Source organism: Parendozoicomonas haliclonae, from assembly GCF_900174585.1.
GTDB lineage: Bacteria > Pseudomonadota > Gammaproteobacteria > Pseudomonadales > Endozoicomonadaceae > Sansalvadorimonas > Sansalvadorimonas haliclonae.
Window position 1 is genome coordinate 19,359 of record NZ_FWPT01000014.1, and the last position, 23,480, is coordinate 42,838.

A 23,480-nucleotide genomic window follows, 5' to 3' on the forward strand; every position below is an offset into this window, starting at 1 on the left:
TGAGGCTGGAAGCCGCTCCTCGCTGCGTCAGGCTTGCTCAATGTAGGGCAACTACGATTTTCACAAGCCTTTCTAACGATGAGCGGCTTCCAGTCTCACTGAGCCGCATCACAAAACCTCAACACGCCCTAACATTAAAACGGGCTTTCCAGCGGGTTCATACCCACATAAACCGATTTCAGCTGGGTGTAGTGACGCAGGGTCTCAACCCCGTTCTCCCGGCCGAGGCCAGACTGTTTGTAACCACCGACCGGCATTTCCGCAGGCGACAGACCATAACTGTTAATCCAGCAGATACCGGCCTGCAATTTGTGAATCACCCGATGGGCACGGCGAATATCATTGGTGTACACGCCAGCTGCCAGACCGTACTCGGTATTGTTGGCGCGCTGGATGACTTCTGCTTCATCGTCAAAAGTCAGCAGCGCCATCACCGGACCAAAGATTTCCCGCTGCACGATGGTCATCTCATCATGGCAGTCTGCAAAGATGGTCGGTTCAACAAAGAAGCCCTGCTCGCAGCCCCTTGGCGTTAACGCTTTGCCACCGGTCAGTAGCGTTGCTCCGTCGTCAATCCCTGACTGAATAAAGTCCATCACCACCTGGCGGTGTTTGGCGGAGATCAGCGCGCCAAAGTTGGTGGCCGGATTCATAGGGTCACCCGCCAGAATATTTTCCTGGGTGCGCTTCAGCAGCTTCTCAACAAAGGCATCGTAGATAGAGCTGTGAACAAACACCCGGGTACCGTTGGTGCAGATTTCCCCCTGGGTATAGAAGTTGCCCAGCATTGCGGCGGAGACGGCCTCATCGAGATCGGCATCATCAAAGATAATCAGCGGGGACTTGCCTCCCAGCTCCATGGTCACTTCTTTCAGGGAGGAAGCCGAAGCTGCCATCACCTTCTTGCCGGTACCGACTTCGCCGGTAAACGACACCTTGGCAATCGCCGGATGGTTGGACAACCAGGCACCGACCTTGCCATCTCCCAAGACCACGTTAAACACACCGGTCGGTACACCGGCTTCGATAAAGATCTCTGCCAGCTTCAACGCGCTCTGAGAGGTTTCTTCCGAGGGCTTGAAGATCATGCTGTTACCGCAGGCCAGAGCCGGTGCTGACTTCCAGCAGGCAATCTGCAGGGGATAGTTCCAGGCACCAATGCCGGCACAGATGCCCAGCGGTTCACGACGGGTGTAGTAAAAATCACCACCCAGATCCTGCTGATTACCTTCAATAGACGGCGCAAGTCCGGCGAAGAACTCGATGGAATCAGCCCCGGTGACAACATCAACGACAGAGGCTTCCTGCCAGGGCTTGCCGGTATCACTGACTTCAATAGCTGCCAGTTCATCATTACGTTCGCGCAGCAGAGCCACAGCTTTTTGCAAAATGCGGCTGCGCTCCATGCCGGTCAGCGTGGACCACTGTTCAAATCCTTTTTGGGCACTATTAATCGCCTGCTCCTGCAGGACGGCATCGGCCACCTCGGCCTGGCCAATCTCCTGACCGGTTCCCGGATTAATGACCGCAAAGGTTTCCCCGGTGGTGTTCGATACATATTCGCCATCAATAAAACTTCTGAGGCGCATAGGGAGCTCCCAAATTTTCTGGTTACTTTTCTTGGTGGTATGACTGTTAGAGGGTCTTAGGGCGTTTTACCCTGAATGCAGGAAAGGAATGAAATGGAGAAGAGAAATCAGCTGAAGACCAACAGTCATAAATTATGTGTTTTTGCTTTAATAATTTTTACAACTATAAAGATTTGAACTCTAACTTTCAATCACTGCCGCCCTCTGGCCTGCGGTATAAACGACGTTAACGCCTTGTTTTTAATGCCCTCACGTCTACTTTTTTGCTGTCATTCTTAGCCACATTTTCTCTGACAGAATACGACCATGCCTGATTATATGAACGGAATTATGATGGATGCGCCCCTGTTGATCAGGGATATTCTGGTTTATGCCGAACAGCATTGGCCTGCTCAGGAAATTCTGTCAGTGATGCCCAGTGGGCAGCTGGATAACAAGAGCTATACAGATATCTTCAAACGTTGCCGGCATCTGGCCAATGCCCTTCAGGAGCTGGGTGTTCAAGCCAGTGACCGGATTGCGACTCTGGCATGGAACGACCACCGGCATGTTGAAATCTATTTTGCGGTCGCCTGCTCCGGTGCCGTATGCCATACCATCAACCCTCGGCTCTCCGAAGAGCAGATCCATTACATCATCAATCATGCCGATGACCGCTGGCTGTTTACCGCACCCGACTTCGTGCCTCTGATTGAAAAGCTGCTGCCATCACTCCCCCGCTTAAAAGGCGTGATCGTTCTCTCTGATAGTGAAAACATCCAGCCAACGGCCCTTCCTGATGCGCTGGATTACGAGACGCTGCTGCTCAACACCAGTGATAGTTTTATCTGGCCAGACTTCCCGGAAACTACCGCCAGTTCACTGTGTTATACCTCCGGCACCACCGGACATCCCAAAGGTGTGCTCTACAGTCATCGCAGCACGGTACTGCATACTCTGATGTGCAATCAGGCCGGAGTTGTCGGCCTGACCAGCGCCGATACGGTTATGCCGGTGGTGCCGATGTTTCATGTCAACGCTTGGGGCGTGCCGTACACAGCCACTCTGGCTGGCGCCCGACTGGTGCTCCCCGGTCCGCACATGGGCAATGGCGAGCTGCTGCAACGACTGATTGAAGAGGAGCAGGTCACTGTCGCCTTTGGTGTACCCACTATCTGGCTGGCACTGGTGCACTATCTGGAAGAAAGCGGCAAACGCATCGACAGCCTTCAGCGTATCTATACCGGTGGCACAGCCTGCCCTCGTCATATTATGGAAATTCTGCTCAATCGTTATGGCGTGCGCACCATCCACCTGTGGGGCATGACTGAACTCAGCCCGTTGGGCACCATGAATATGGCGGCCTTCCGGCCGGATTTAGATACAGACAACAGCCTTGATTTGCTGCGCAAGCAGGGGCGCTCTGTGTTTGGTCTTGAGATGCGACTCAAAGACGACGATGGGCTTCCGGTGGAACAGAATGGCACCGATCCGGGACGACTGTTCGTGCGGGGTTACGCCACCTGTAGCGGCTACTACCGCAATGAAGGGCTGGACAGTGAGGATCACCCTCCCACCCATGATGGTGATGGCTGGCTGGATACCGGCGATATCGGCACTATTGATGAAGATGGCTACCTGCAGATCACTGACCGGGCCAAGGATGTGATCAAATCCGGTGGTGAATGGATCAGCTCGATTGAGCTGGAGAATCTGGCGATGGGACATCCGGATATTGTTGAAGCTGCCGTGATTGCCTGCCCGGATGAACAATGGCAGGAACGGCCTTTGCTGGTTGCCGTCCGAAAAACCAAAGACTCGCCCAGTGCTAAAGAACTGGGCGAGTGGTATCAGAACAAACTGCCAGACTGGATGCATCCGGACCGGATCGTGTTTGTTGAAGAGCTGCCCCATACCGCAACCGGCAAGGTTAAAAAGTCGCAGCTTCGCAATGAGCTGGAGCAGCTGTTGGCACAGTCAGAAAGTATCAGGCCAGCTTAGCCTCACCACACTCAGTACTACGCGTCCGATGCTCCCAGAATACCAGCAGCAGAGAGATACCCAGTAACGCATAACCCAGTGCGGCGGTGGCAAAGATACCCAGTTCTGGCAGGCGGATCAGCATAACGACCAGACCACCGCCGGCAATACGCATGCAGCCATCAATCGCTGCTGCCAGACCGGCACAATGCTTGAAGGGTTCCAGAGTCAGGCCGGACGCAGTACCGAAGATCAGGTTAAAACCGATAGCACCGATACCAGCGGCAGCGAAGTACCAAAGCGGTGCAGTGATTGGAACCATCAGCAAAGCACAGCTGCCAGCCACAGACAGGGCCGCGCCAGCCATAATGGTTTTGCGACGACCGATATGGCTGACAACCCGTGGCGCAAACACACTGCCCAGCAGCTGCAGCAGACCGATAGCACCAAAGGCCAGAGCAAAGCCCAGTTCACCCAGACCGGCCATATCCATAGCCACGTAAGGTGCACTGATGGCGTAGGAGAGAATCCCGCCCATGGTCAGCATGCCGGTCAGGGCATAGATCAGGAACTGACGGTTGCCGAGAATAGACGACAAGTCCTGCAGAAGGTGACTCTTGGCCTGGTGTTCATGCTGTTGCCCCAGGTCACGCTTCGGTGCTCCCTTTTCCATCAGCATGGCAGCACATAGCAGAATCAGTCCGCCCAGCGCAGCCATAAAGACAAAGTTCGCCTGCCAGCCGAAGGCAATGCTCAGGAAGCTACCCAGCAACGGGGCCAGAGTTGGAATGGTTCCGATCATTCCGCCCATATAACTAATCCACTTACCGGACTCGCGAGCGTCAAAGTGATCCCGCACCCAGGCGAATGCCGTTACGGAACAGCTGGCTGAACCCATACCCTGAAGAACACGGGCCAGATACAGCACAGTCAAAGATTCCGCACTTATCGCCACCAGGCTGCCGACCATATAAAGGGACAGACCTGCCATTGCCGAAGCTCTGCGGCCAAACCGGTCAGACAAAGGTCCGGCTACCAACTGTCCCAGACCCATACTGATCATGAACAGAGAGATGGTCATCTGCATCTGGGCAGCTTGCGCAGAGAAGAAACGGGTCATCTCGGGAAGGGCGGGCAGATAAACGTCAATCGCCAGCGGACTCAACACCACCAGCGCAAAGATGACAGCCATTACAGGAATATTTTTAGAAGACACCCACACACCTTTCTTTGTACGACATTGCCTCCAACGAATGCAGAGGCTGAAATGGTGGGCTATTGTCGTTCTGTTGAATCATGAACAGAAGTGATATCTTTTCATCACCTTCTTTCCCAGAAGGAATATCTTTTTGCTCCGGTATACAACGGTGTTGTTATGTCTTTGCTGGAACTCTCCCGTATCAACCTCAATCTGCTGGTCTGCCTGCAGGTACTGCTGGAAACCCGCAGTGTCACGCTAACGGCTGAGCGGCTTAACTTGAGCCAGTCGGCGGTCAGTAAAATGCTGGCGCGCTTGCGAGAGCTTTGCAGTGATCCGTTATTTACCCGCACAGCCCACGGCTTACTCCCGACCGAGCGGGCGCTGATTATGCAGGAGCAACTCCACCCTCTGTTGGAAGGTCTGTGGGACATTGTGCAGCCCCACACCTTTCAGCCGGCGGAGTGCCAGCGCCACTTTCATATCGCCCTGCCAGAATCCATCACCCAGAATTTTTTCCAGCAATCCCTGAACCAGATACTCACTCAGGCACCAGGGGTGAAACTGAACATCAAGAACTTTGCCCGCAGCGATATGGCGCAACTGACGAACGGTCAAATGGACATTCTGGTGCTGCCGGATGATCTGGACTGCGGCCAGGATCGCATTGCAGGTCTGCATAGCAGCGCCCTTCATCCCAACACTCTGGTCTGTCTGGTCCGCAACAATCATCCTTGCCTGAAAGAACCCTGGAACCTGCAGACCTGGCTGAACCTGCGTCATGTCGGCATGGAAGACCTGATCAGCAACAGCTCCATCGTCGATCAAACCCTGCACAAACTGCAGCTGAAGCGGGAGATAGTGGTTGCCGTGAATGATTTCCACAGTGCGACCGGTGTGTGCGAAAACAGTGAGCTTGCACTGGTCTGCACCCGCCCCTGGGCCGACTATGCCTCCAGACACTATGACGTCACCATTTTGCCCGTACCAATCACGCTGCCTCAGGTGAGCTATGAAGTGTACTGGCACCAGCGTCACCATCAGGATCCTGCACACCAATGGCTGCGCAGCTTTATCTGCCGCCCTGCCCTTTATCCATAAAACGCAGAAACTGTTTACCCGTTATTGATGGTTCTCAAAACCTTGCAGAGACTCTAATCTTTGATGTCTGCTTATCATGGATAGTGGTTACGGGACCCATGTCTAAAAATATTCTGATTACCGGTTCAACCGATGGTATCGGGCTGGAAACAGCAAAAATGCTGGCAGCCCTGGGCCACAATATTCTTCTGCACGGACGCAGCACCAGCAAACTTGAGCAGGCGCGCAGTGTTGTTGAATCGATCAGCAGTGCTGGCCGTATTGAGTGCGTCAAAGCCGATCTGTCACTGATGAGTGAGGTGCACACACTGGCAAATCAGGTCAAAAGCACCTTTGAGCATCTTGATGTGCTGATCAACAACGCGGGCGTATTCCGAACTCTGGAAAGCCGTACATCCGAAGGTCTGGAAATACACTTTGCCGTGAATACCTTCGCGCCTTATCTGCTGACTCGCCTGTTGCTTGACCGACTTGATCACAGCAGCCGGGTCATTAACCTGTCGTCAGCGGCCCAGTCGCCCGTCAATATGGGCGCCTTCACCGGTGCGGTTGATCTGGGTGACAGCCTGGCCTACGCCCAAAGCAAGCTGGCTCTGACCATGTGGAATAATGCCCTGGCCCGGGAGTTGGGCGACAGAGGACCAGTTCTTGTGGCGGTTAACCCGGCCTCCTTCCTGGGCAGTAAAATGGTGAAGGAAGCCTACGGTATGGAAGGCCATGATCTTTCAATCGGTGCCAAAATTCTGGTTAAAGCTGCCCTTTCCGATGAGTTTGCTCAGGCCAGCGGACGTTACTTTGATAACGACAATGGTCGTTTTGCAGATCCCCATCCTGAAGCCCTGAATCAGGGTCACTGTGAAGGTCTGGTGAAAGAGATGAACCGTATGCTGGAAAATCTGCCCCAGCCATAGACTACTCACAATTCGGCAAAACGGGTTGATGTTACACCCAACATCAACCCACATAAAAACACCTACAAATAACAGTAAAATACCTAGACACCCGCCCGCAAAATCTTCACTATCCGAACAAACGTTAAACACGCCTAACCGTCTATCTTCACAGTGGTTTCCCGCCCGTGTATTCACAAGGAGTTCTCCAATGAGTGTCTCTCTGCCTGCAGTTATGGCTGGCGTTGTTCTGACCGGCCATGGCGATATGGACAAGCAGCAGTACCGCACAGATCTGCCCGTTCCTGTTCCCGGCCCTGATGAAGTACTGATACGCGTACGCGCCGCCGGTGTTAACAATACCGATATCAACACCCGGATTGGCTGGTACTCAAAGTCCGGTGCAGATGCCGATGATGCCAGCTGGGCCGGTAAGGCTCTGGAGTTTCCGTTTATCCAGGGTGCCGATGCCTGCGGTGAGATTGTTGCTGTGGGCAGCAATATTGATGCTGGCCGCGTCGGTGAGCGTGTCCTGATTGAACCCTGCCTGCGGGAAGCGGACGGTCAACCTCTGGAACGGTTCTGGTACTTCGGCTCGGAGTGCAATGGCGGCTTCGCCCAGTACACCAAGGTGGCCGCCCGTCATGCTCATGCTATTCACAGCCAACTAACGGATACCGAACTGGCCTCTTTCCCCTGCTCCTACTCAACAGCGGAAAATATGCTGACCAAAGCCAGAGTGGCAGCAGGCGACACTGTTTTAGTGACCGGGGCCTCCGGTGGTGTTGGCTCAGCGGCAGTACAGCTGGCAAAAGCCCGTGGTGCCAATGTTATTGCCGTGACCAGCCCGGCCAAGTCTGATGAACTGCTGGCACTGGGTGCCAGCCGTACCGTGGACCGTTCCGAAAATATGATTTCCGCACTTGGTAAGGACAGTGTGGAAGTGGTGATTGATCTCGTGGCCGGCGACAGCTGGCCGGATCTGCTCGAGGTGCTGAAGCCCGGTGGGCGTTATGCGGTAGCGGGTGCCATTGCCGGCCCCCATGTCCAGCTGGATGTCCGCACGCTGTACCTGAAAGACCTGAGCTTCTTCGGCTGTACCATGCTCGAGCCGGAGGTCTTCCCGAACCTGATCAAGCGCATCGAGAATAACGACATCCGCCCACTGGTTGCCCACAGTTTGCCACTGGCACAGATCAATGAGGCGCAGTCGCTGTTTCTGGAGAAAAAGCACACCGGCAAAATTGTGCTGACCGTCGAGGATTAATATCCCCCTCAGCACTGGAGGAACTCAAGCCTAAAGTTTGGGTTCCTCCATTTTATAGGGATAGATATGACCGGGAATCAGCCGGTGATAACAGGTGGCCAGAATAACAGTCGCCACACTTCCCAGCAGGACAGGATGCAACAGAAACATCCAGTCATGATGCCCTCCCATCATCAATAGCAATGGATTGCCCCCGGCCGGCGGGTGCGGCACATCCAGCAACAGCATCAGAAACAGGCCAAACCCGACGGCAATACCCAGAGTGAGTGGTGTGACGGCCAGAGTATTCACAAACAACAAGCCAACCGCCGCCGTAATAAGATGGCCAAAGACCACATTTTTCGGTTGTGCCAGAGGACTGTGGTGCACACCGAAAATCAACACCATGGTCGCCCCGAAGGGAGCCATCAATAACCAGTTACCGGAAAACGAATGATCAACGGCCGCCAGTGTCCAGATACACAGCGCAGCCCCTACCGCCGAGATAACAGCTTTAAGTAAACGACTCTCTTTCATAACCCTGACTCAGTAAGCCCTGGTTGTTTATAGCAGAGCGAATCCGGCTTGACCTGTCTACAGCTTGATAGTTTAAGCTGCCTCCATTGCCAAACCGAACAAGAGGTTATCGGTTGTACCGTATTTCAGAACTAGCAGAACAGGTGGGTCTGTCACGTACGGCCCTGCTCTATTACGAGAAGCAGGGTCTGATTAAAGGGCGCCGGCAGAGTAATGGTTACCGTATCTACAGTGACCATGACGTACAGCGTCTGCGACTGGTGCAGAACCTGCTGGCGGGTGGTCTTACCCTGAAAGAGTGTAAAGCCTGCCTTGATGCCCGGATTGATCGCAGCCTGCTGCAAAACCGTCTGCAGCAGCTGGACGATGAAATCCAGCGCAAGCAGGCCTCCCGGCAACTGCTTGCCGCTCTACTCGGAGAAGGCGATCTGTCAGGCTGGCACCAGTCAGTTGATTCTGTGGCTCCCGATGCGCATCGGGAATGGTTGGTCCGGCAGGGTTTTGCCGAAAAGGAAGCCCTGCGCCTGAAATGGTTATCAAAAGATATGAACGAGCACGAACAATATATGGCTGACTTTATGACGGTGTTTGCCACGCTGGACCGTTGGGGACCGGGCTCGGAAGCAGACACTTTAAAAGCACTGGCTATGGTGCCCCATGCTCCAAAGAAGATACTGGAGATTGGCTGCGGCAAGGGTATCGCAACTACTTTGCTGGGAGAGCATACATCCGCTGCCATCACCGCTGTGGATAATGAAGAATCTGCTCTGCTGCGGTTATCAGAGCGGGCATTAGAAGCGGGTCTTGCCGATCGCATTGAAACCGTCTGCACCAGCATGACCGATATGCCATTCGCACCTGAAAGCTTCGACCTGATCTGGTGTGAATCCAGCGCCTACATCATGGGCGTCGAGAACGCCTTCACAGCATGGCACTCACTGCTTCAACCGGGTGGAATATTGGTACTAAGTGATCTGGTCTGGCTAACAGACGCCCCGACCGAAGAGTGCAAGACCTTCTGGGAAAGTGGTTATCCGGATATGGGGACAGTTGAACAGCGTCTCAGCCAGGCCAGGAGTGCCGGTTATCAGCTGGTTGACACTTTCGCTGTCAGCGAAGATGCCTGGCACGCTTATTATCAGCCACTGGCACAAAGGGTTGAGGAGATTCGCCCTGAGCGTAAGCATTCTCAAGCCCTGAAAGATCTGGACAAAGAGCTGGCCATCTACAGAAATCACCTGCCCGAGTTCGGCTACCAGATGTTTATTCTGAAGAAGTAAGTGTTACTGATAATCCGGTTAGATCAACTAACATCCCCGACAGCTCCATAAATTTACTGTCGCCCAAACACTCTATCGGGTAACGACTTTTTGCCCAAGAGTGAGGATGGCTATGCTTCTTTCCACCTCAACATTGCCGCCGCCCCACAGTCTTAATGCGCCTGGACATCCCCCGGCAAGACGCACTGGTCAATACCTGGGGCGGGCGGCAGTGATGCTGAATGAGATCTGCGACTATTGCCAGCGATGGCAACTGTTCACGTCTTCATTGTCGGTATGGACACGCAACAACAATCTACGCTGTCATGATCGGGATATTACTCTGGCACTGGAGAGCAGCTTTCAATCACTCGCTAATACGACGGATCGATCAGCCTTGCAGAGAAGTCTGGCTTTCACCGGAAGGGTCATTTCCTTCTTTTATCAACCGGAACGTCATCTCCAGTACTACCGTTTTCCCTCCGTCCCTTTAGCACAACTTCAGCAGCTGCAGACTCGTGGTGAAGCAACACTCAAGACGATCGCAATACCCCAGCCAATCGTGGTGACTGATGAAGATCGTATAACCATTTCTGACCGGATCATTTCACTGGTACTGCCCGCAAGCCGGTACCAGCACGATTTGTGGTTCCCCTGCCCTCAGAAGCTTAAATGGCTGCAAGCCAGAGACGGTGTGGATAGTAAAGTTTACTGCTTAACAGATATTTATAATCCACTATTTGTATTTTTGGCCTATTGGCAGAAAGACTGTTTTAAGGTTGTTATTCTGCCTTTCTCTCAAGCCGAAAGACGGGAAAAGCTGCAGAAAAAACTGGATGAATGTCTGCAGGGCTTCCAGCACCCCGATCAGCCGGAATGTCATCAACTAAGACCGCTGCTGTCTACTCAACAGACAGGTACATTCAGCCCTTCCCTGCAAAACCTGTTTGCTCTCAATCTGTTCAGCAGCTTTCTTCGCCAGCCTGAAACTCTGGCAGACTGGATAAAGTGTCATCATCAAAGTGCACCTGTCGTTTCAGTGAGGGATGGCACTTCAGCCCTGCAGTGCACAGAACGTCCTGATGAAAACCTCTCCGATCTGATAGCTGCATACGGCCTGCCTGCGTTAGCGGACTTACAGTGTGACGGGCTGGGACAAAACCTGTTCTCAAGGTCGCTCGAACAGATTCGTCATGCCGTAGAAAATGCATCTCAAAATTTGCCCACCGAAAGTGTGACGATTGAAAACCAGCAACGGTTTCAGAGTGCAGTAGCCGCTCTGATGACACCGGTTCTGCAGTTCATCCAGCAAACATTTGCCACACCACCAGAGGACTGCCCCGTTGGGCAAATGGAAGCCTTCCAATATCTTGCCAACGCCCTGATCAATTATTACCACCCTCACGGGTACCGTGATCTGAAAGCGATCGAAGCCTTTAAAAAAATATCCAGAACAGACCAACAGCATGTCCTGCTTCTTGCCCTCTATGGAATCAATGAGGGTTTTACCCACCTTGAATCGGACATGACGATTGAAACCCAGCAATATCAGCTCAGCCAACTGCTGACTGCGCTATATACCGGTGAACTCAGAGAGCCCTGCGATCCGATAACGGGAAATCAGACACAGGAGTTCACAGAATCAAAGGATGATATGAGTGGTTACCTGCTCACTCCGCCCCTGTTTCTGAACGCAACGGCGACCTCGCTTATCATGGTGGAGCATCACAGTCACAACTGGGACTTTCGTAATGGCGGCACAGATAACTGGCCTGCCATTGTGGCCATGCCAATCGGTGAGACTATGGCCTTTCATATCAATCACGCGCACTGCTCCAACCTGTTTGTTCGCCGGGAATCCGACACCCACTTTACTCTGATAATTATTGATACCCTCGCTCCGGATGACTACGTAAGCAACAGTGCCAGACTAATGAATCAGATCATCCGCGAAATCATCCAAGGCGACAGTAATCATCACTTTGACTGCTACATCTATACACCGGCACGGCAACATGACCGGTCCAACTGTCGGACAATGGCAACACATGACGCGGAAACCTTCACCCGCGCCCCCGCTGAGCTGTTTGAATGGGTGATCCGCAACCCTGTCGCAGATAAACAGGCCGACCACACGGCTCTTCCGGAGCAGCTGTTCGGCAGCCATTTTGATAATGTCCCGTATTCGAGCTATCTGAAGCAGACGAAACATCAGCCCAACCTGACCATCCGCAGTTTCTCAACATTGCCGCCAGAGTACATGGAATACACCCAGTCCATGACCGTCCTGAATGCTAACAGGGAAAGCTGCCTCCAGGCCGGACTCGGGCCGTTTATGGCAGAACGCCAGAGCGCACTGGATGCGAGGATAGCCAAAACGACGATCCTCAGAGCTGGCAAAGCCAGAAACAGGGGAGCAGATTTCCGCCGGCTCAAAATGGTGTACGAAATAGCCTGTCGCAAGCTGGGACAGCCCCATCATCGCTACCGTACACGAACGCTGACGTCACTGGATCGGATAAGCAGGAAGCAGGTAAAAACCATAACCCAGAGTCTTGGCGGGAAGGTCACCAGAGGCTTACGGCTGCTGATGAAGAGACAAAGACAACAGAAAATCGGTATGCCACTGGCTCAATGACTCCCGGCTAATACTGACAATCTGCCCGACCTGCCATTTCTCTGGAAAAGTAAAAACTGATTTCAGTACCGCACAGATTATCACTGCCCTGCCCCGCTGATAGCATCACTCTCCATAATCATCAGCCCCGATCACTGCACGTTGAACCGGGGCTGAGCTGTTTTTGGAGTCAGAGATGCGCTACGAAGGCAAAATTTACCGCCCATGGCCGGAAGCGGAAAGTGTGCTGCTACAGGTCACGCTGGGCTGCTCGGTGAACACCTGCACGTTTTGCAGCATGTTCCGGGACAAGACCTTCAGCATTCGTGAACTGGACGCAATATTTCAGGATATCGAGGGCTTGCGTAGGTACTACCCGGAAGTGAAATCCCTGTTTCTGATTGACGGCAATGTCCTGGTGATACCCACTGACAAGCTGCTGAAAATCCTGAACAAGATCACTGATACCTTTCCAGAGATCGAGAACATTGCCATGTACGCCGGCTTTAATGATCTTCGTCGTAAGTCTGTCGACGAACTCAAAGCCCTGAAGGCGGCCGGCCTGTGCATGGTGTATACCGGCCTGGAATCCGGCGACCCGGTGATTATTGAGCGGATTAATAAACGCGGCATGACTCATGATCGTATCAAGGAAGGCATGGCCAAAGCCCGGGAAGCTGGCATCAGGGTGTTGGCTTCCTTTATCTTTGGCCTGGGTGGCCGGGAGCGTTCACGGGAACATATTGAAGCCACCACCCGGTTGCTCAATGAGATACAGCCTGACGAAATCGCGCCCATGGCTCTGGCCATACAGCCCGGCACGGAAATGGAAGACGATATTCGTACAGGGCGCTTCCTGATGCCGTCGCCGTTACAGGTGCTGGAAGAGGAGCAGTACCTGCTGGACAATCTGGAAGACTTTCCCTGCTATTACTGGGGAGATCATGGCAACAATATTTCACCCATGCGCGGTATGCTGCCACAGAACCGAAACGCCTTCCGTGAACGTATTGCCTTTCATATCGCCAACAATCCGGTCACCAAAAAGGAAGTGATCGAAACCTACGCCTGGTAGGCACTCAACTCACGGTCCCAGTAAGGCGTCTCGCCAAACAGCTCCCGATAGTAATCGATAAAGGCTTTCACTTTAGGCGACACCTGTCGGGAGCTGGGGTAAACAGCCCAGATCGATGAGCCGCTGATCAACGGATAATCTTCCAGCACCTGCACCAGAGTCCCCTGCTGCAGGTGCTGATAAACACTCCAGGTTGAGTTAAGAGACAACCCCATTCCATTCACAGAGGCATCGCGCATGGCATCCCCATTGTCTGTGCGCATACGCCCGGACACCTTGACGGTTATATCGCCCTGCGGTGTCTGGAATGACCAGTTTTCCAGCCCGGTCAGAATAACACTCTGATGATGCTTTAAATCCATTGGCTGCTCGGGTCTGCCATAGCGCTCGATATACGCTGGAGAAGCACAGATAATCCGCTTGTCTGCCGCCAGCGAGCGCGCGACCAGACTGGAGTCTTTCAAGGTGGCATCCCGGATTGCCAGATCAAAGCCTCCCCCGACAATATCAACAATACTGTCGCTCAAGCTGAGATCCACTGACAGCTCGGGATAACGCTCCAGAAAACCCTTCAGGCCCGGAACCAAGTGCATGCGCCCAAACGACGCTGGCGCTGTCACCCGTAACATACCCTTGGGCGAACAGCGCCCGGCACCGATGGCCGACACCGCCTGCTCAACACTGGCCAGCACCTCATCGGCATAGGGAACAAAGGCCGCACCTTCCTCGGTGAGTGATACACGACGGGTAGTGCGGTGAACAAGCCGAACACCCAATTCGTCTTCAAGCTTGTTGATATAGGAACTGGCCACGGCAGGCGATAAACCCAACTCCTGCCCGGCCCGACTGATGTTGTTGGTTGCGGCAACCCGCACAAATAACTTGAGGTGATCGAAGTTCACGAAATCTCTGATCCCGGCGGAAAGACACTTGGCCTGAACGGCTGCTTAAGCCGTAGGTGAAAACAGTTTTTGCCATTATGGCATACCGTTTATCGCACTCCTGCCCTATTTTCCCTAGTACTTTCACATTCCCTGCTTTCGGGAGAGTCGTTATGTCTGCTACGTTATTTATGGACCTTCCCAACCAGTTCAACTCTCCGGCCAGTGCCGCCAAAGATGACAAGGGGAATATCTACTTCACCTCCCCCAATCTCCATAACGATATTCTGGTACAGGCCGGCGAAGCCGCTGAAGCGCCGTGTATTGGCAGGATTGCACCCGATAATACTTTAACGACATGGTACCGATTTACCGAAGCCGACATGTTCTCAGGCACCCGCAAAGCGGCGCCGATGGGACTGGCTTTTGGCCCGGATGGTCACCTTTATGTGGCCGACCTGCAACTCTGGTTTGATGGGGGTGAGGGTAACTCCCGGCTGTTACGCATCACGGTTGAAAACGGAGAAGCGACAGGAACCGATGTGGTCGCCACCGGCTTTATGTTTCCTAATGGTGTGGCCTGGCGGGATGACAAACTTTATGTCACCGAAACCATCCTGAAAGCCGAAACCGGAGAATATACGATCAGCGGGCTCTATCAGTTCGACCTTGCAGAGCTGGACCCACAGATTCCGATCAAGATTCCCCGCTATACCAATAATGACAATCGTGACCCTCACCTGTTTGATCGTTTTGTCTCCAATGGCAAACTGGGGTTTGGTGCAAATGGCATTGCCATAGACGATGACGGTAACCTTTACATCGGAGTGATGGAAGACGGCATCATTGTCAAAACAGTCGTTGATGACCAACAGAATAAAGCCGGCAACAGTATTTTCTCTCAGGGTTTTATCGGACCGGATGGTTTTGTCTGGGACTCCAAACGACAAAGATTTTATATGGCCGACCTGTTTATGAATGCCGTATTCAGCATCGACCCGGGTGGCATGGTCACAACGCTGGCACAGAATGCCGACACAGGCGGTGCCAATGGCGATCTGGATGCACCGTCCGAGGTTATTGTGCGAGGCAATGAGTTGATTGTGATGAACTTTGATGCAGTGTTTGACAGCGATGAGATGGTCAACCGCTCTTCCGGAAAACCCTTTACTTTGTCAGCCATTCCACTGTAAGCCCCACAAAAAGCCAGCCTCAGGCAGAGAACTGGCTTTCAGCTGTATATGACCAGAGCTCAGTTTACATCCTGCACATCCAGCACAAGCTGCTCCCAGTTCTTCTGGTTATCCAGCGAGAACTGGGCACCGTTGTCGTCTGCCCACTGGAAGCGTTTAACTGCCGGCGTGTGGCTGGTCGCCTGATACAACCAGTAAGCCTCGGCTTTCAAGGCCTCTTCAATCGGCTGATCAATCGATTCATAAACCATACGCTTGGTGGCATTAATGGATTCTGCCGGCCACCGGGCAATCCGGTTGGCCAGTTTCTCCACATAAGGCCCGATCTCATCCGGGTCCAGGGCCTTATTAATGGTTCCATAGGCTGCTGCTTCATCGGCATCAAAATCCCGGGCGCTTAAACAGATTTCCAGCGCCCGGCCAAGACCGGCCTGCCGTGCCATACGGGAAGCACCGCCACCGCAAGGTAGAATCCCCATGGCGACTTCCATCTGCATCATCTTGTACTTGCCGCGAGCGGCAAAACGCATGTCGCAGGCCAGGGCAAATTCATGACCACCTCCGCGCGCCATACCTTCCAGTTTGGCAATGGTGGCCTGTGGCACCTTGCTGACCCGTTCACAGACCGCCTGTAAATCCAGCACTTTCGCTTCGTTGCGGGCGATAGCTTCGGTCGGCATCTCCTTCAAAAGGTCTGTATCGTAGTGGCAGACCCAAATATCCGGGTTGGCTGACTGGAACACCACCACTTTCACGCCCCGATCGTTCTCCAGCCGGAAGGCCAGCGCATTGAGATCCGCCAACATTTGCTGCCCCTGCACATTGACCGGAGGAAAGTCGAAGGTAACCCAGGCTACGGCATTTTTAACGTCAACGGTAAAGGTCTGGAAGTTTTCGTAGTACATCGTCGTGGGTCTCAATGGCTGACAGAAATACAGCCTCAACAATAGATAAGCAGCCCCGACTCTGTTCAAAATTCAGATTTTCGATTTCATTGATAATCACCTGCTAACCTTGGTGCCAGTCTTCTAACTGCGGCTGACGTTTATGGCCGACTGGGTGTGGTTTGGCTCACTGGCTTTCCCAGCCTTTTTTCGTGTTGCCGTCTATGGAGCACTGCTGTGGTTTCTGTTGCGGTATGGCTACCTTCACCTTCCTCTGGAAAAGTGGTTCTGGCATCAGGGGCTGGTAGAAGTCGGCTCACTGATACTCTGCATAACGCTGGTCTGCTTTCTTCTGACCCGGCTTTGAAGAAACCCGCCCATGGCTGACTCCCCCTCCTCTCCAACACCACCGTCATCAAAACTGGCAGCCTGGCTTCCAAAAGTGTCGAGTCTGGCACTGGTGATTCTGGTTGTGTTGTGTATCTGGTATTTGTGGCAGACCTATCTGGTCGCACCCTGGACCCGTGATGGCAGGCTTCGGGCTGAGATTGCCGAAATCGCTGCACAGGTATCCGGCAATATTGTGCAGATCCATATAGCCGACAACGGTTTTGTGCCCGCCGGTGGTGTGATTCTGGAAATAGATCCCAGTGATTACCGGCTGGCCCTTTCAAAGCAGCAATCAACACTGGCTGAGGAGCGAATCAAACAGGAGCAATTGCAGCTGGAAGCCAAACGACTGGATAACATGCCTGTGAATCTGGTCAGTGTTGAAGCCCGCAGCAATGCCAACCTCTACTGGAAAGCCCAGCAGGCTGCCGTCCAAACGGCTGAGGCTGCGCTGTCCATGGCCGAGTTAAACCTGAAGCGAACCCACGTCATCGCCCCATTTGATGGATATGTGACCAATATGGACCTACGGGTCGGCTCCTGGCTGGAAGCCGGTCATCCCATACTCGCGTTTATCAACAGCGCCCGATACTTTGTCGTTGGTTATTTTCAGGAAACCCGTCTGCAAGGGGTTTGCCCTGGCGCTAAAGCCACTATTACTTTTCTGGGGGAGGACGAAAGCTACACCGGTGAGGTAACAAGTGTGGGCAGAGGCATTGCCGATACCAACCAGAACACCAGCAGCCAACTACTTGCTGATGTACAACAGACCTTTCCCTGGGTTCGGCTGGCCCAGCGCATTCCGGTGCGGGTTGATTTCAGAGAGCACCCACCCCAACAGAAATTGATCGCCGGGAGAACAGCAGCCATTGTCGTCCAGCCTGTCGATAACTGCCCATGATTGTCCCTGCAAGCTATTACCCGCACCTGACCATCTATTTTCGGGCATTGCTTGCTGAGCTGCTGGCCATCGCCGCCATTTTCTATCTGGATCTGCCCAATCCCAGCTGGGCTCTGCTGACCATCGCCTTCCTTGGCTTGAAGGTTGAGATAGGTTCCACTTATGTAAAGTCCCTGGCCCGTATTGCCGGAACCGTTCTCGGAGGTCTTACTGGTGCTTTTATCATCATCACTTTCTATGAGCACCCAGGTCTGCTGATAGGTTCTCTGGCTTTGGTGATATTACTATCTGCGTCGTTTACCAGTCGGTATCAGGGGATGGCGGGGTATGGTGGATTTCTGGGTGGCATTACCTGTCTTCTGGTGGTGACCTTCTGCCTGACCAATACCGATATCTACAACATTGGCTACTACACCCTGAACCGGATCAGCGAGATCTGCCTGGGGGTGATCGCCCTGCTGATCAGCAGCTATCTGATCTGGCCAAACAGCAGCCAGAGTCAACTGACCCAATCATTTATCACGCTTCGCACACTGCTGGGCCAGATGGCTGCTCTGGCGAACAACCCGCAACCGGACAACAGCAAGTCTTTTGTTGCCCTGCATAGTGAGCTCAGTAAAGCCATGCTGGATGCTGATCAGCAGCGTTATTACACAGCCTTTATAGATCACCGTATCCAGCGCATATCCGGCACACTGCAGGAGACAGTTGACCGGGTATTAGGCCAGATGGGTGCCTTTGTCATGCTGCGCCGGGTTCTGCTTCGGAGTCAGTCACACCCACAGAAAGCCATGGTGGCCAGAGATGCAATCACCGAGAAATACCAGCGACTGGATGCTCATCTTCAAGCCACTATTGATCTACTCAGCAGCCCGGATGCCCTGCGACAATCACCGGCTGTTGCAGATCACAATCTGCTGCTGGATCTGCGTAATTACCGTTATACGCTCTATCGAAGCCTGACGGCAGTACTGGCTCTTTGTCTGGGCTTTGCAGTCTGGATTATCACCGAAGCACAGAGCGGCCCTCTGGTTGTGGTTGGCAGTGTGTTGATAACCATGGCCCGCATTCTTGCCCGTGCCCCAAAGATTCCTTTAGTGTCTGTTCTGATAGCCATGGCAATCACCTTTGCCACGGTCTTTGCTATTCAGTATCTGCTGGTCATTCAGATCGATAGCTTCTGGCCATTTTTCCTGTTATCGCTGCCGGTGCAGGCACTGACGATCTGGAATTTCTACCGTAAACCCACCAGCCTTATCAGTATGCTGTGCATGCTGCTTTTTCCTTTGCTCATGCCTATCTCAAGCCCGCCGGTTTACCAGCCCGAAGTGTTTCTCAGCAATACGGTGGCGTTGTTAAGTGGCATGATTCTGGGATGCCTCTGTATTGAAATCGTGGGCAACCCGGACCGGGTGAGACTGAGCCAGGATTACGTGCATGCTCTTGCGCTTCTGCTAAACAAAACCATGAGCGGACATATTCGTATATCTCCTGCAGAGTTTCGCCGTCAGGTCATGCCACTGAACAACGAAATGCTGACCCTCTATCCCGATGAGCAGGATGCGATTCTCAATTGGATGGATACTGCCACCGGTATGGGTAGCTTTAACCTGAAATTACAGGGTCTTTCTAATGCCCCCGGCGTCTGCGAACAGACCCGACAGCTCTACAAAGACGTCCAGCAACAGATCACTTATCTGGTTGATCACCTGCACCTGCCCAACCCCTCTGCTGTAGCAACGGCAGAAGGTGCTGCGCGGCAGGCCACAATGGATGCTTTGTTTGATCGGGCCTGGGAGCTTTACAGCAACAGAAAGACCGAACTGACGCTGGATTTAATGATCCTTGCTGGTGCGGTTCGGCGACACCATCGTTTTTCCAATCCCGGTTTGGACCATGATGACAGCTGATTCGGTCATGGGTCATAACGTATAGGATTATCAAATTTTCATTGAAACTGATTACCGAAAACAGGAATCAATCTAACAAAAACAACGTGTTACTCTCACCCGCAGTTTCATTCCCGGATAGCAGTCGCTTTCATTCTTTATTGCGGCGGAGAGTAGTATGCCTAAGCAAATCATCACCGATCTGAACACCCGATATACCACCAAAAAATATGATGCCAACAAGCGTATCTCTGATGACGATCTGGCTATCATCAAGGAAGCCCTGCGGCTGTCACCTTCTTCAATAAACTCCCAGCCATGGAAGTTTATTATTGTGGCAAGTGATGAGGCCAAGCAGCGCCTGCACGATACCTATGCAAACAAGCATCAGTTTAACCAGCCCCATGCCAAAGAGGCATCCCATACACTGCTGCTGGCCTATAACCCGTACTACACGAAAGAAGACCACTACCGAAAGGTTGTTGATGCCGAAGTCAGCTCCGGCCATCTGCCATCTGAGATGTACGACGACTTTTACAACGGTGCCTATACCTTCGCAGAAGCCAATACCGATGAAAGCGGCTTCAATGGTCACTGGACCAAAGCTCAGGTGTATATTGCCCTGGGTAACATCATGCACACACTGGCTCGGCTGGGCATCCACTCCACTCCGATGGAAGGCGTAGACCCTGAGATGATTGCAGAGCAATTCAAGGATGAGCTGGGCGGTTATGTTTGTGAGGTCGCCCTGGCTATGGGCTACCCGCTGGAAAGCGAAGACTACAACTATGGCAAGCCAAAGGCGCGTCTCGCACTGGAAGAGGTTGTCACGGTTATCTAAGCCCTAGGGTCTGTTGACGTTTTGTGATTGCGCTCAGCTTTCCCGAGAGTTTTCAGGGCTAGGCGCAGCGATACAGGAATACTGGTCGTCTTTCAAATCGCTGGAACGACGCCATGGAAGCTCTCGGGAAAGCCCTTCGGGTGAGGCTGGAAGCCGCCCCTCGCTACGTCAGGCTTGCTTAATGTAGGGCAACTACGATTTTCACAAGCCTTTCTAACGATGAGCGGCTTCCAGTCTCACTGAGCCGCATCACAAAACGTCAACAGACCCTAATCATTGACAGAAATGAAAGCCCTGCCAGGTCATACCGGCAGGGCTTTCTTTTTTCCGGCGGCAGTTAAAGAGCCAAGGTCGAGGGAGTGAACTAATCTGATGCCATTGTGATCTCAGGAAGCTCCGTTTATGGCTAACCTCACCATCGTCGCCAATATTTTTGCCCGTGAGAACCAGATTGATTTCGTCAAAGAAGAATTACTGAAGCTGATTGCACCGACTCGCGCCGAGGAAGGATGTTTGCAATACGACCTGCATCAGGATCATCAAGACCCCGGCCATTTTTTATTTTATGAAACCTGGCTGACCAGAGATCTTTGGCAGGCCCATATGGACAATCCACAGCTACACCGGTTTATGGAAGTGACCAAGGATGCGCTGGAAAATTTTACGCTGCACGAAATGACCAAAATTGAATAACCCTCTCACACGCCTGACCTTGAGTGCATTCACCAGCGCATAAGGCTACGCCATGCTTCACCTGTCAAAGGTTCTGCCAACTGTGGACAGACAGCTCTCTCTACTCAAGCCGGGAGAGTCAATCCACTTCAAAACCTATAAAAAAGATCGGGGGTTTCAGATTACCTGTCTGACACCAGATCATTTCCATCTCCGCGAATATGGCTTTGCCAATACGTCCTATCATGGAAATGCAGCCCACATAAAAAAACAGGCCAGACAGGTACTAAAACGAGAGTTCCCCCGCAGCAATATGGCCTGGTTTGAATACCACCGTGGCAATGGTTTTGAACCATCTCCACAAGAACCTGTGCCGTCAAACACTAAACAAAGCCCCTGTTCTAACAGGGGCTTAGCAAAACTACCATGAAGAAAGCGACTTACTGCTCCAGCATAAGAGCCAGAAGCTCTCGCGCTCTGGCAACAGCTTCCGGCTTCAGACTAAAACAGGTGCGCGGATGCTGTACTTCGGCATGAACAAACCCGGCTTCTCTAAGAATGCGCAGATGCTCAGAAACAGTCGACTGAGCAAGACCCAGCTGCTCGACCAGATCAGACCCCAGACAGCCACCAGCGGCCAGGACGGTTAGCAGCCGTATCCGGGCAGGATGAGCCAAAGCCTTGGCATAATAGGCCAGCTCTTTCTCTGCTGCCAGATCAAAGCTTAATTCATCGAGGTTTCTCAAACACTCAGCCATTTAGAACCGCCATCATCGTCAATTAGCGGTGAAAATATACCCGCCGGTCTGACAACTCAATACTTAATTACGGCTCGCCTGCGCATCGAGAAATATACGCACATTCATATATTTATATACAGGAGAGGTGACGCTTAAAATGTACGTATCCCACAGTTTGAAGAATGCGTTCAGTCCATCTAAAACTGTGACTTTATGGGATACCCACATCTGGAGTTATTATGTCCCACCCCTTTGATCGCCTTGTTCTTGATAATGGTGCCACTTTTTTATTTACCCCTTGCCCCGGCACCAAGGGTTTCAACCTCGAAGACTCTCTTGCAACCTTAAAAGCTGCTGGCGCTACAACAGTCGTGACCGCACTCCCTGACACCGAGCTGTTGGCTCTGGATGTGGCAATGCTGGGTGATGCAGTCAGCAAGGCAGGTATGGACTGGTTCCAGCTGCCTATTGAAGATGACTGTGCACCTGCAGATGACTTTACTGCAGCCTACGACAAAGCGCGTACAACGCTGGTAGAGAAGCTGAAATCCGGTGATACCATTGCTGTTCACTGTCGTGGAGGTTCAGGCCGTACCGGTCTGCTGGCAGCTATTCTGATGCGTGATGCCGGCTATGATCTGGACAGCATTATTAGCCAGGTGCAGGCTTTACGCCCTAACGCTCTGACAATTCCGGCGCATCTGGCCTTTCTGAAAAACCATTGATCGCGCATGAGATGTGTTGAGGATGCGCCCGTTGCACCCTCAACTGACAGCGTGATATTCCTTTGTAATTCTCCTCCTTCGCATTCCCTGTCTCCTAAACTTGCTGTCTTAGACAGCAACGACCACAGGGGAGCCGCTATGTCTATCGTCCCACAGGTGATCTTCAGAACCCGGGTACGTGATGAATCCATTGAGGGGGAGAACCCCTTTCGCTGGCAAAATGTCAGCTCTGAAGAGGTCTTCGCCGGCAAAAAAATTGTGCTGTTCTCATTGCCCGGCGCCTTTACTCCAACCTGCTCCAGCACCCACCTGCCCGGTTATGAAAAGCGATACGATGATCTGAAAGCGACAGGTGTTGATGAGGTTTACTGCCTGAGCGTAAACGACGCCTTCACCATGTTTCAGTGGGGCTGCCGATTGAATGTGGAAAACGTGAAACTGCTGCCGGATGGCAATGGCGACTTTACCCGCCTGATGGGCATGTTGGTGAACAAGGAAAATCTCGGCTTTGGCTTTCGCAGCTGGCGTTATTCGATGTATGTCGTGGATAAGGAAATCCGGCAGATATTTTGTGAACCGGGCAAGCGAGATAATGCCCCGGATGATCCCTTTGAAGTCAGCGATGTGGAAACCATGCTGAGCTACTTGAAAAAACTGTAACACCTTCGGGCCGGAGGGAACCGGCTCAGCCTGCTTGCAGGTCAAAAAGCTATAGAACCAATACCGGAAAACAGGCCAGAATAACTTACAAAAGCAACAGTCTGATGACACCGGTGCCAACTGATATCCAGTTCTCCACGAGTACAAAAACCATCATTTAAAATTGGATATCCAATTGATTCGCACCTCGGTAATTACGTATGATTGGTGACAATCTTTATAAGTACTACAAA

At 52.6% G+C, this 23,480-nt stretch carries 21 protein-coding genes; 15 read left to right on the top strand and 6 right to left on the bottom strand.

Annotated features, from left to right (window positions below):
• Nucleotides 1–134: 134 nt before the first annotated feature.
• The gene (gene betB, locus EHSB41UT_RS22145; RefSeq protein ID WP_087113049.1) at nt 135–1,589 is read right to left on the bottom strand and encodes a betaine-aldehyde dehydrogenase; all 1,455 of its coding nucleotides are present in this window, start codon (nt 1,587–1,589) and stop codon (nt 135–137) included.
• A 306-nt stretch (nt 1,590–1,895) separates the two neighbouring features.
• Between betB and EHSB41UT_RS22150 the strand changes: the two genes are divergently transcribed.
• On the top strand, nt 1,896–3,569 hold the full coding sequence (locus tag EHSB41UT_RS22150; RefSeq protein WP_242667396.1) for a long-chain fatty acid--CoA ligase: 1,674 nt from the start codon (nt 1,896–1,898) through the stop codon (nt 3,567–3,569).
• Here the strand turns inward: EHSB41UT_RS22150 and EHSB41UT_RS22155 are convergent.
• On the bottom strand, nt 3,556–4,764 hold the full coding sequence (locus tag EHSB41UT_RS22155; RefSeq protein ID WP_133060623.1) for a multidrug effflux MFS transporter: 1,209 nt from the start codon (nt 4,762–4,764) through the stop codon (nt 3,556–3,558). The genes EHSB41UT_RS22150 and EHSB41UT_RS22155 overlap by 14 nt on opposite strands.
• Before the next feature lie 159 nt (nt 4,765–4,923).
• Here EHSB41UT_RS22155 and EHSB41UT_RS22160 point away from each other — a divergent pair, with 159 nt between their 5' ends.
• From EHSB41UT_RS22160 to EHSB41UT_RS22170, 3 genes are all read left to right on the top strand, one after another.
• The gene (locus EHSB41UT_RS22160; RefSeq protein WP_133060624.1) at nt 4,924–5,847 is read left to right on the top strand and encodes a LysR family transcriptional regulator; all 924 of its coding nucleotides are present in this window, start codon (nt 4,924–4,926) and stop codon (nt 5,845–5,847) included.
• A 98-nt stretch (nt 5,848–5,945) separates the two neighbouring features.
• Complete coding sequence (locus EHSB41UT_RS22165) at nt 5,946–6,758, top strand: SDR family NAD(P)-dependent oxidoreductase (RefSeq protein ID WP_087113052.1); 813 nt, start codon at nt 5,946–5,948, stop codon at nt 6,756–6,758.
• A gap of 190 nt (nt 6,759–6,948) precedes the next feature.
• The gene (locus tag EHSB41UT_RS22170; protein ID WP_087113053.1) at nt 6,949–8,004 is read left to right on the top strand and encodes an alcohol dehydrogenase family protein; all 1,056 of its coding nucleotides are present in this window, start codon (nt 6,949–6,951) and stop codon (nt 8,002–8,004) included.
• 30 nt (nt 8,005–8,034) lie between these two features.
• Here the strand turns inward: EHSB41UT_RS22170 and EHSB41UT_RS22175 are convergent, their stop codons facing one another.
• Nucleotides 8,035–8,520 (bottom strand): HPP family protein, encoded by a 486-nt coding sequence (locus tag EHSB41UT_RS22175; RefSeq protein ID WP_087113054.1) that lies wholly within the window; start codon nt 8,518–8,520, stop codon nt 8,035–8,037.
• Between the two features lie 113 nt (nt 8,521–8,633).
• Between EHSB41UT_RS22175 and EHSB41UT_RS22180 the strand changes: the two genes are divergently transcribed.
• The 3 genes from EHSB41UT_RS22180 (at nt 8,634) to EHSB41UT_RS22190 (ending at nt 13,471) form a co-directional block, all read left to right on the top strand.
• Complete coding sequence (locus tag EHSB41UT_RS22180) at nt 8,634–9,800, top strand: MerR family transcriptional regulator (RefSeq protein WP_087113055.1); 1,167 nt, start codon at nt 8,634–8,636, stop codon at nt 9,798–9,800.
• Nucleotides 9,801–9,906: 106 nt separating this feature from the next.
• Nucleotides 9,907–12,417 carry a hypothetical protein gene (locus tag EHSB41UT_RS22185; RefSeq protein ID WP_133060625.1) on the top strand — a complete coding sequence of 837 codons (2,511 nt, stop codon included), beginning with the start codon at nt 9,907–9,909 and terminating at the stop codon, nt 12,415–12,417.
• 175 nt (nt 12,418–12,592) lie between these two features.
• A complete protein-coding gene (locus EHSB41UT_RS22190) occupies nt 12,593–13,471 on the top strand; it encodes a radical SAM protein (protein WP_087113057.1) in 879 nt (292 codons plus the stop codon).
• Here the strand turns inward: EHSB41UT_RS22190 and EHSB41UT_RS22195 are convergent.
• Nucleotides 13,459–14,373, bottom strand: coding sequence for a LysR family transcriptional regulator (locus EHSB41UT_RS22195; protein ID WP_087113058.1), 915 nt, complete (start codon nt 14,371–14,373; stop codon nt 13,459–13,461). The two genes, EHSB41UT_RS22190 and EHSB41UT_RS22195, sit on opposite strands and share 13 nt — an antisense overlap.
• A gap of 152 nt (nt 14,374–14,525) precedes the next feature.
• On the opposite strand from EHSB41UT_RS22195, the gene EHSB41UT_RS22200 reads away from it, so the two are divergent.
• Nucleotides 14,526–15,545, top strand: coding sequence for an NHL repeat-containing protein (locus EHSB41UT_RS22200; RefSeq protein ID WP_133060626.1), 1,020 nt, complete (start codon nt 14,526–14,528; stop codon nt 15,543–15,545).
• A gap of 59 nt (nt 15,546–15,604) precedes the next feature.
• Here EHSB41UT_RS22200 and EHSB41UT_RS22205 read toward each other — a convergent pair whose 3' ends face one another.
• Complete coding sequence (locus EHSB41UT_RS22205) at nt 15,605–16,450, bottom strand: enoyl-CoA hydratase/isomerase family protein (protein WP_087113060.1); 846 nt, start codon at nt 16,448–16,450, stop codon at nt 15,605–15,607.
• Between the two features lie 142 nt (nt 16,451–16,592).
• Between EHSB41UT_RS22205 and EHSB41UT_RS22210 the strand changes: the two genes are divergently transcribed.
• From EHSB41UT_RS22210 to EHSB41UT_RS22230, 5 genes are all read left to right on the top strand, one after another.
• Nucleotides 16,593–16,796, top strand: coding sequence for a hypothetical protein (locus EHSB41UT_RS22210; protein ID WP_087113061.1), 204 nt, complete (start codon nt 16,593–16,595; stop codon nt 16,794–16,796).
• Between the two features lie 12 nt (nt 16,797–16,808).
• Entirely contained in the window at nt 16,809–17,720 is a 912-nt protein-coding gene (locus EHSB41UT_RS22215; protein WP_087113062.1) for an efflux RND transporter periplasmic adaptor subunit, read from the top strand.
• Nucleotides 17,717–19,630 carry an FUSC family protein gene (locus tag EHSB41UT_RS22220; RefSeq protein ID WP_087113063.1) on the top strand — a complete coding sequence of 638 codons (1,914 nt, stop codon included), beginning with the start codon at nt 17,717–17,719 and terminating at the stop codon, nt 19,628–19,630. Before EHSB41UT_RS22215 ends, EHSB41UT_RS22220 begins: the two co-directional genes overlap by 4 nt.
• Before the next feature lie 157 nt (nt 19,631–19,787).
• Nucleotides 19,788–20,450 (top strand): nitroreductase family protein, encoded by a 663-nt coding sequence (locus tag EHSB41UT_RS22225; protein ID WP_087113064.1) that lies wholly within the window; start codon nt 19,788–19,790, stop codon nt 20,448–20,450.
• A gap of 402 nt (nt 20,451–20,852) precedes the next feature.
• Entirely contained in the window at nt 20,853–21,143 is a 291-nt protein-coding gene (locus tag EHSB41UT_RS22230) for a putative quinol monooxygenase (protein ID WP_087113065.1), read from the top strand.
• Between the two features lie 419 nt (nt 21,144–21,562).
• Here the strand turns inward: EHSB41UT_RS22230 and EHSB41UT_RS22240 are convergent, their stop codons facing one another.
• Nucleotides 21,563–21,880: an ArsR/SmtB family transcription factor gene (locus EHSB41UT_RS22240; protein ID WP_087113066.1), complete on the bottom strand. Its 318-nt coding sequence runs from the start codon at nt 21,878–21,880 to the stop codon at nt 21,563–21,565.
• 221 nt (nt 21,881–22,101) lie between these two features.
• On the opposite strand from EHSB41UT_RS22240, the gene EHSB41UT_RS22245 reads away from it, so the two are divergent.
• Together EHSB41UT_RS22245 and EHSB41UT_RS22250 are read left to right on the top strand one after the other, a co-directional pair.
• Complete coding sequence (locus EHSB41UT_RS22245) at nt 22,102–22,587, top strand: phosphatase domain-containing protein (RefSeq protein ID WP_087113067.1); 486 nt, start codon at nt 22,102–22,104, stop codon at nt 22,585–22,587.
• 138 nt (nt 22,588–22,725) lie between these two features.
• The gene (locus EHSB41UT_RS22250; RefSeq protein ID WP_087113068.1) at nt 22,726–23,247 is read left to right on the top strand and encodes a peroxiredoxin; all 522 of its coding nucleotides are present in this window, start codon (nt 22,726–22,728) and stop codon (nt 23,245–23,247) included.
• Nucleotides 23,248–23,480 lie beyond the last annotated feature (233 nt).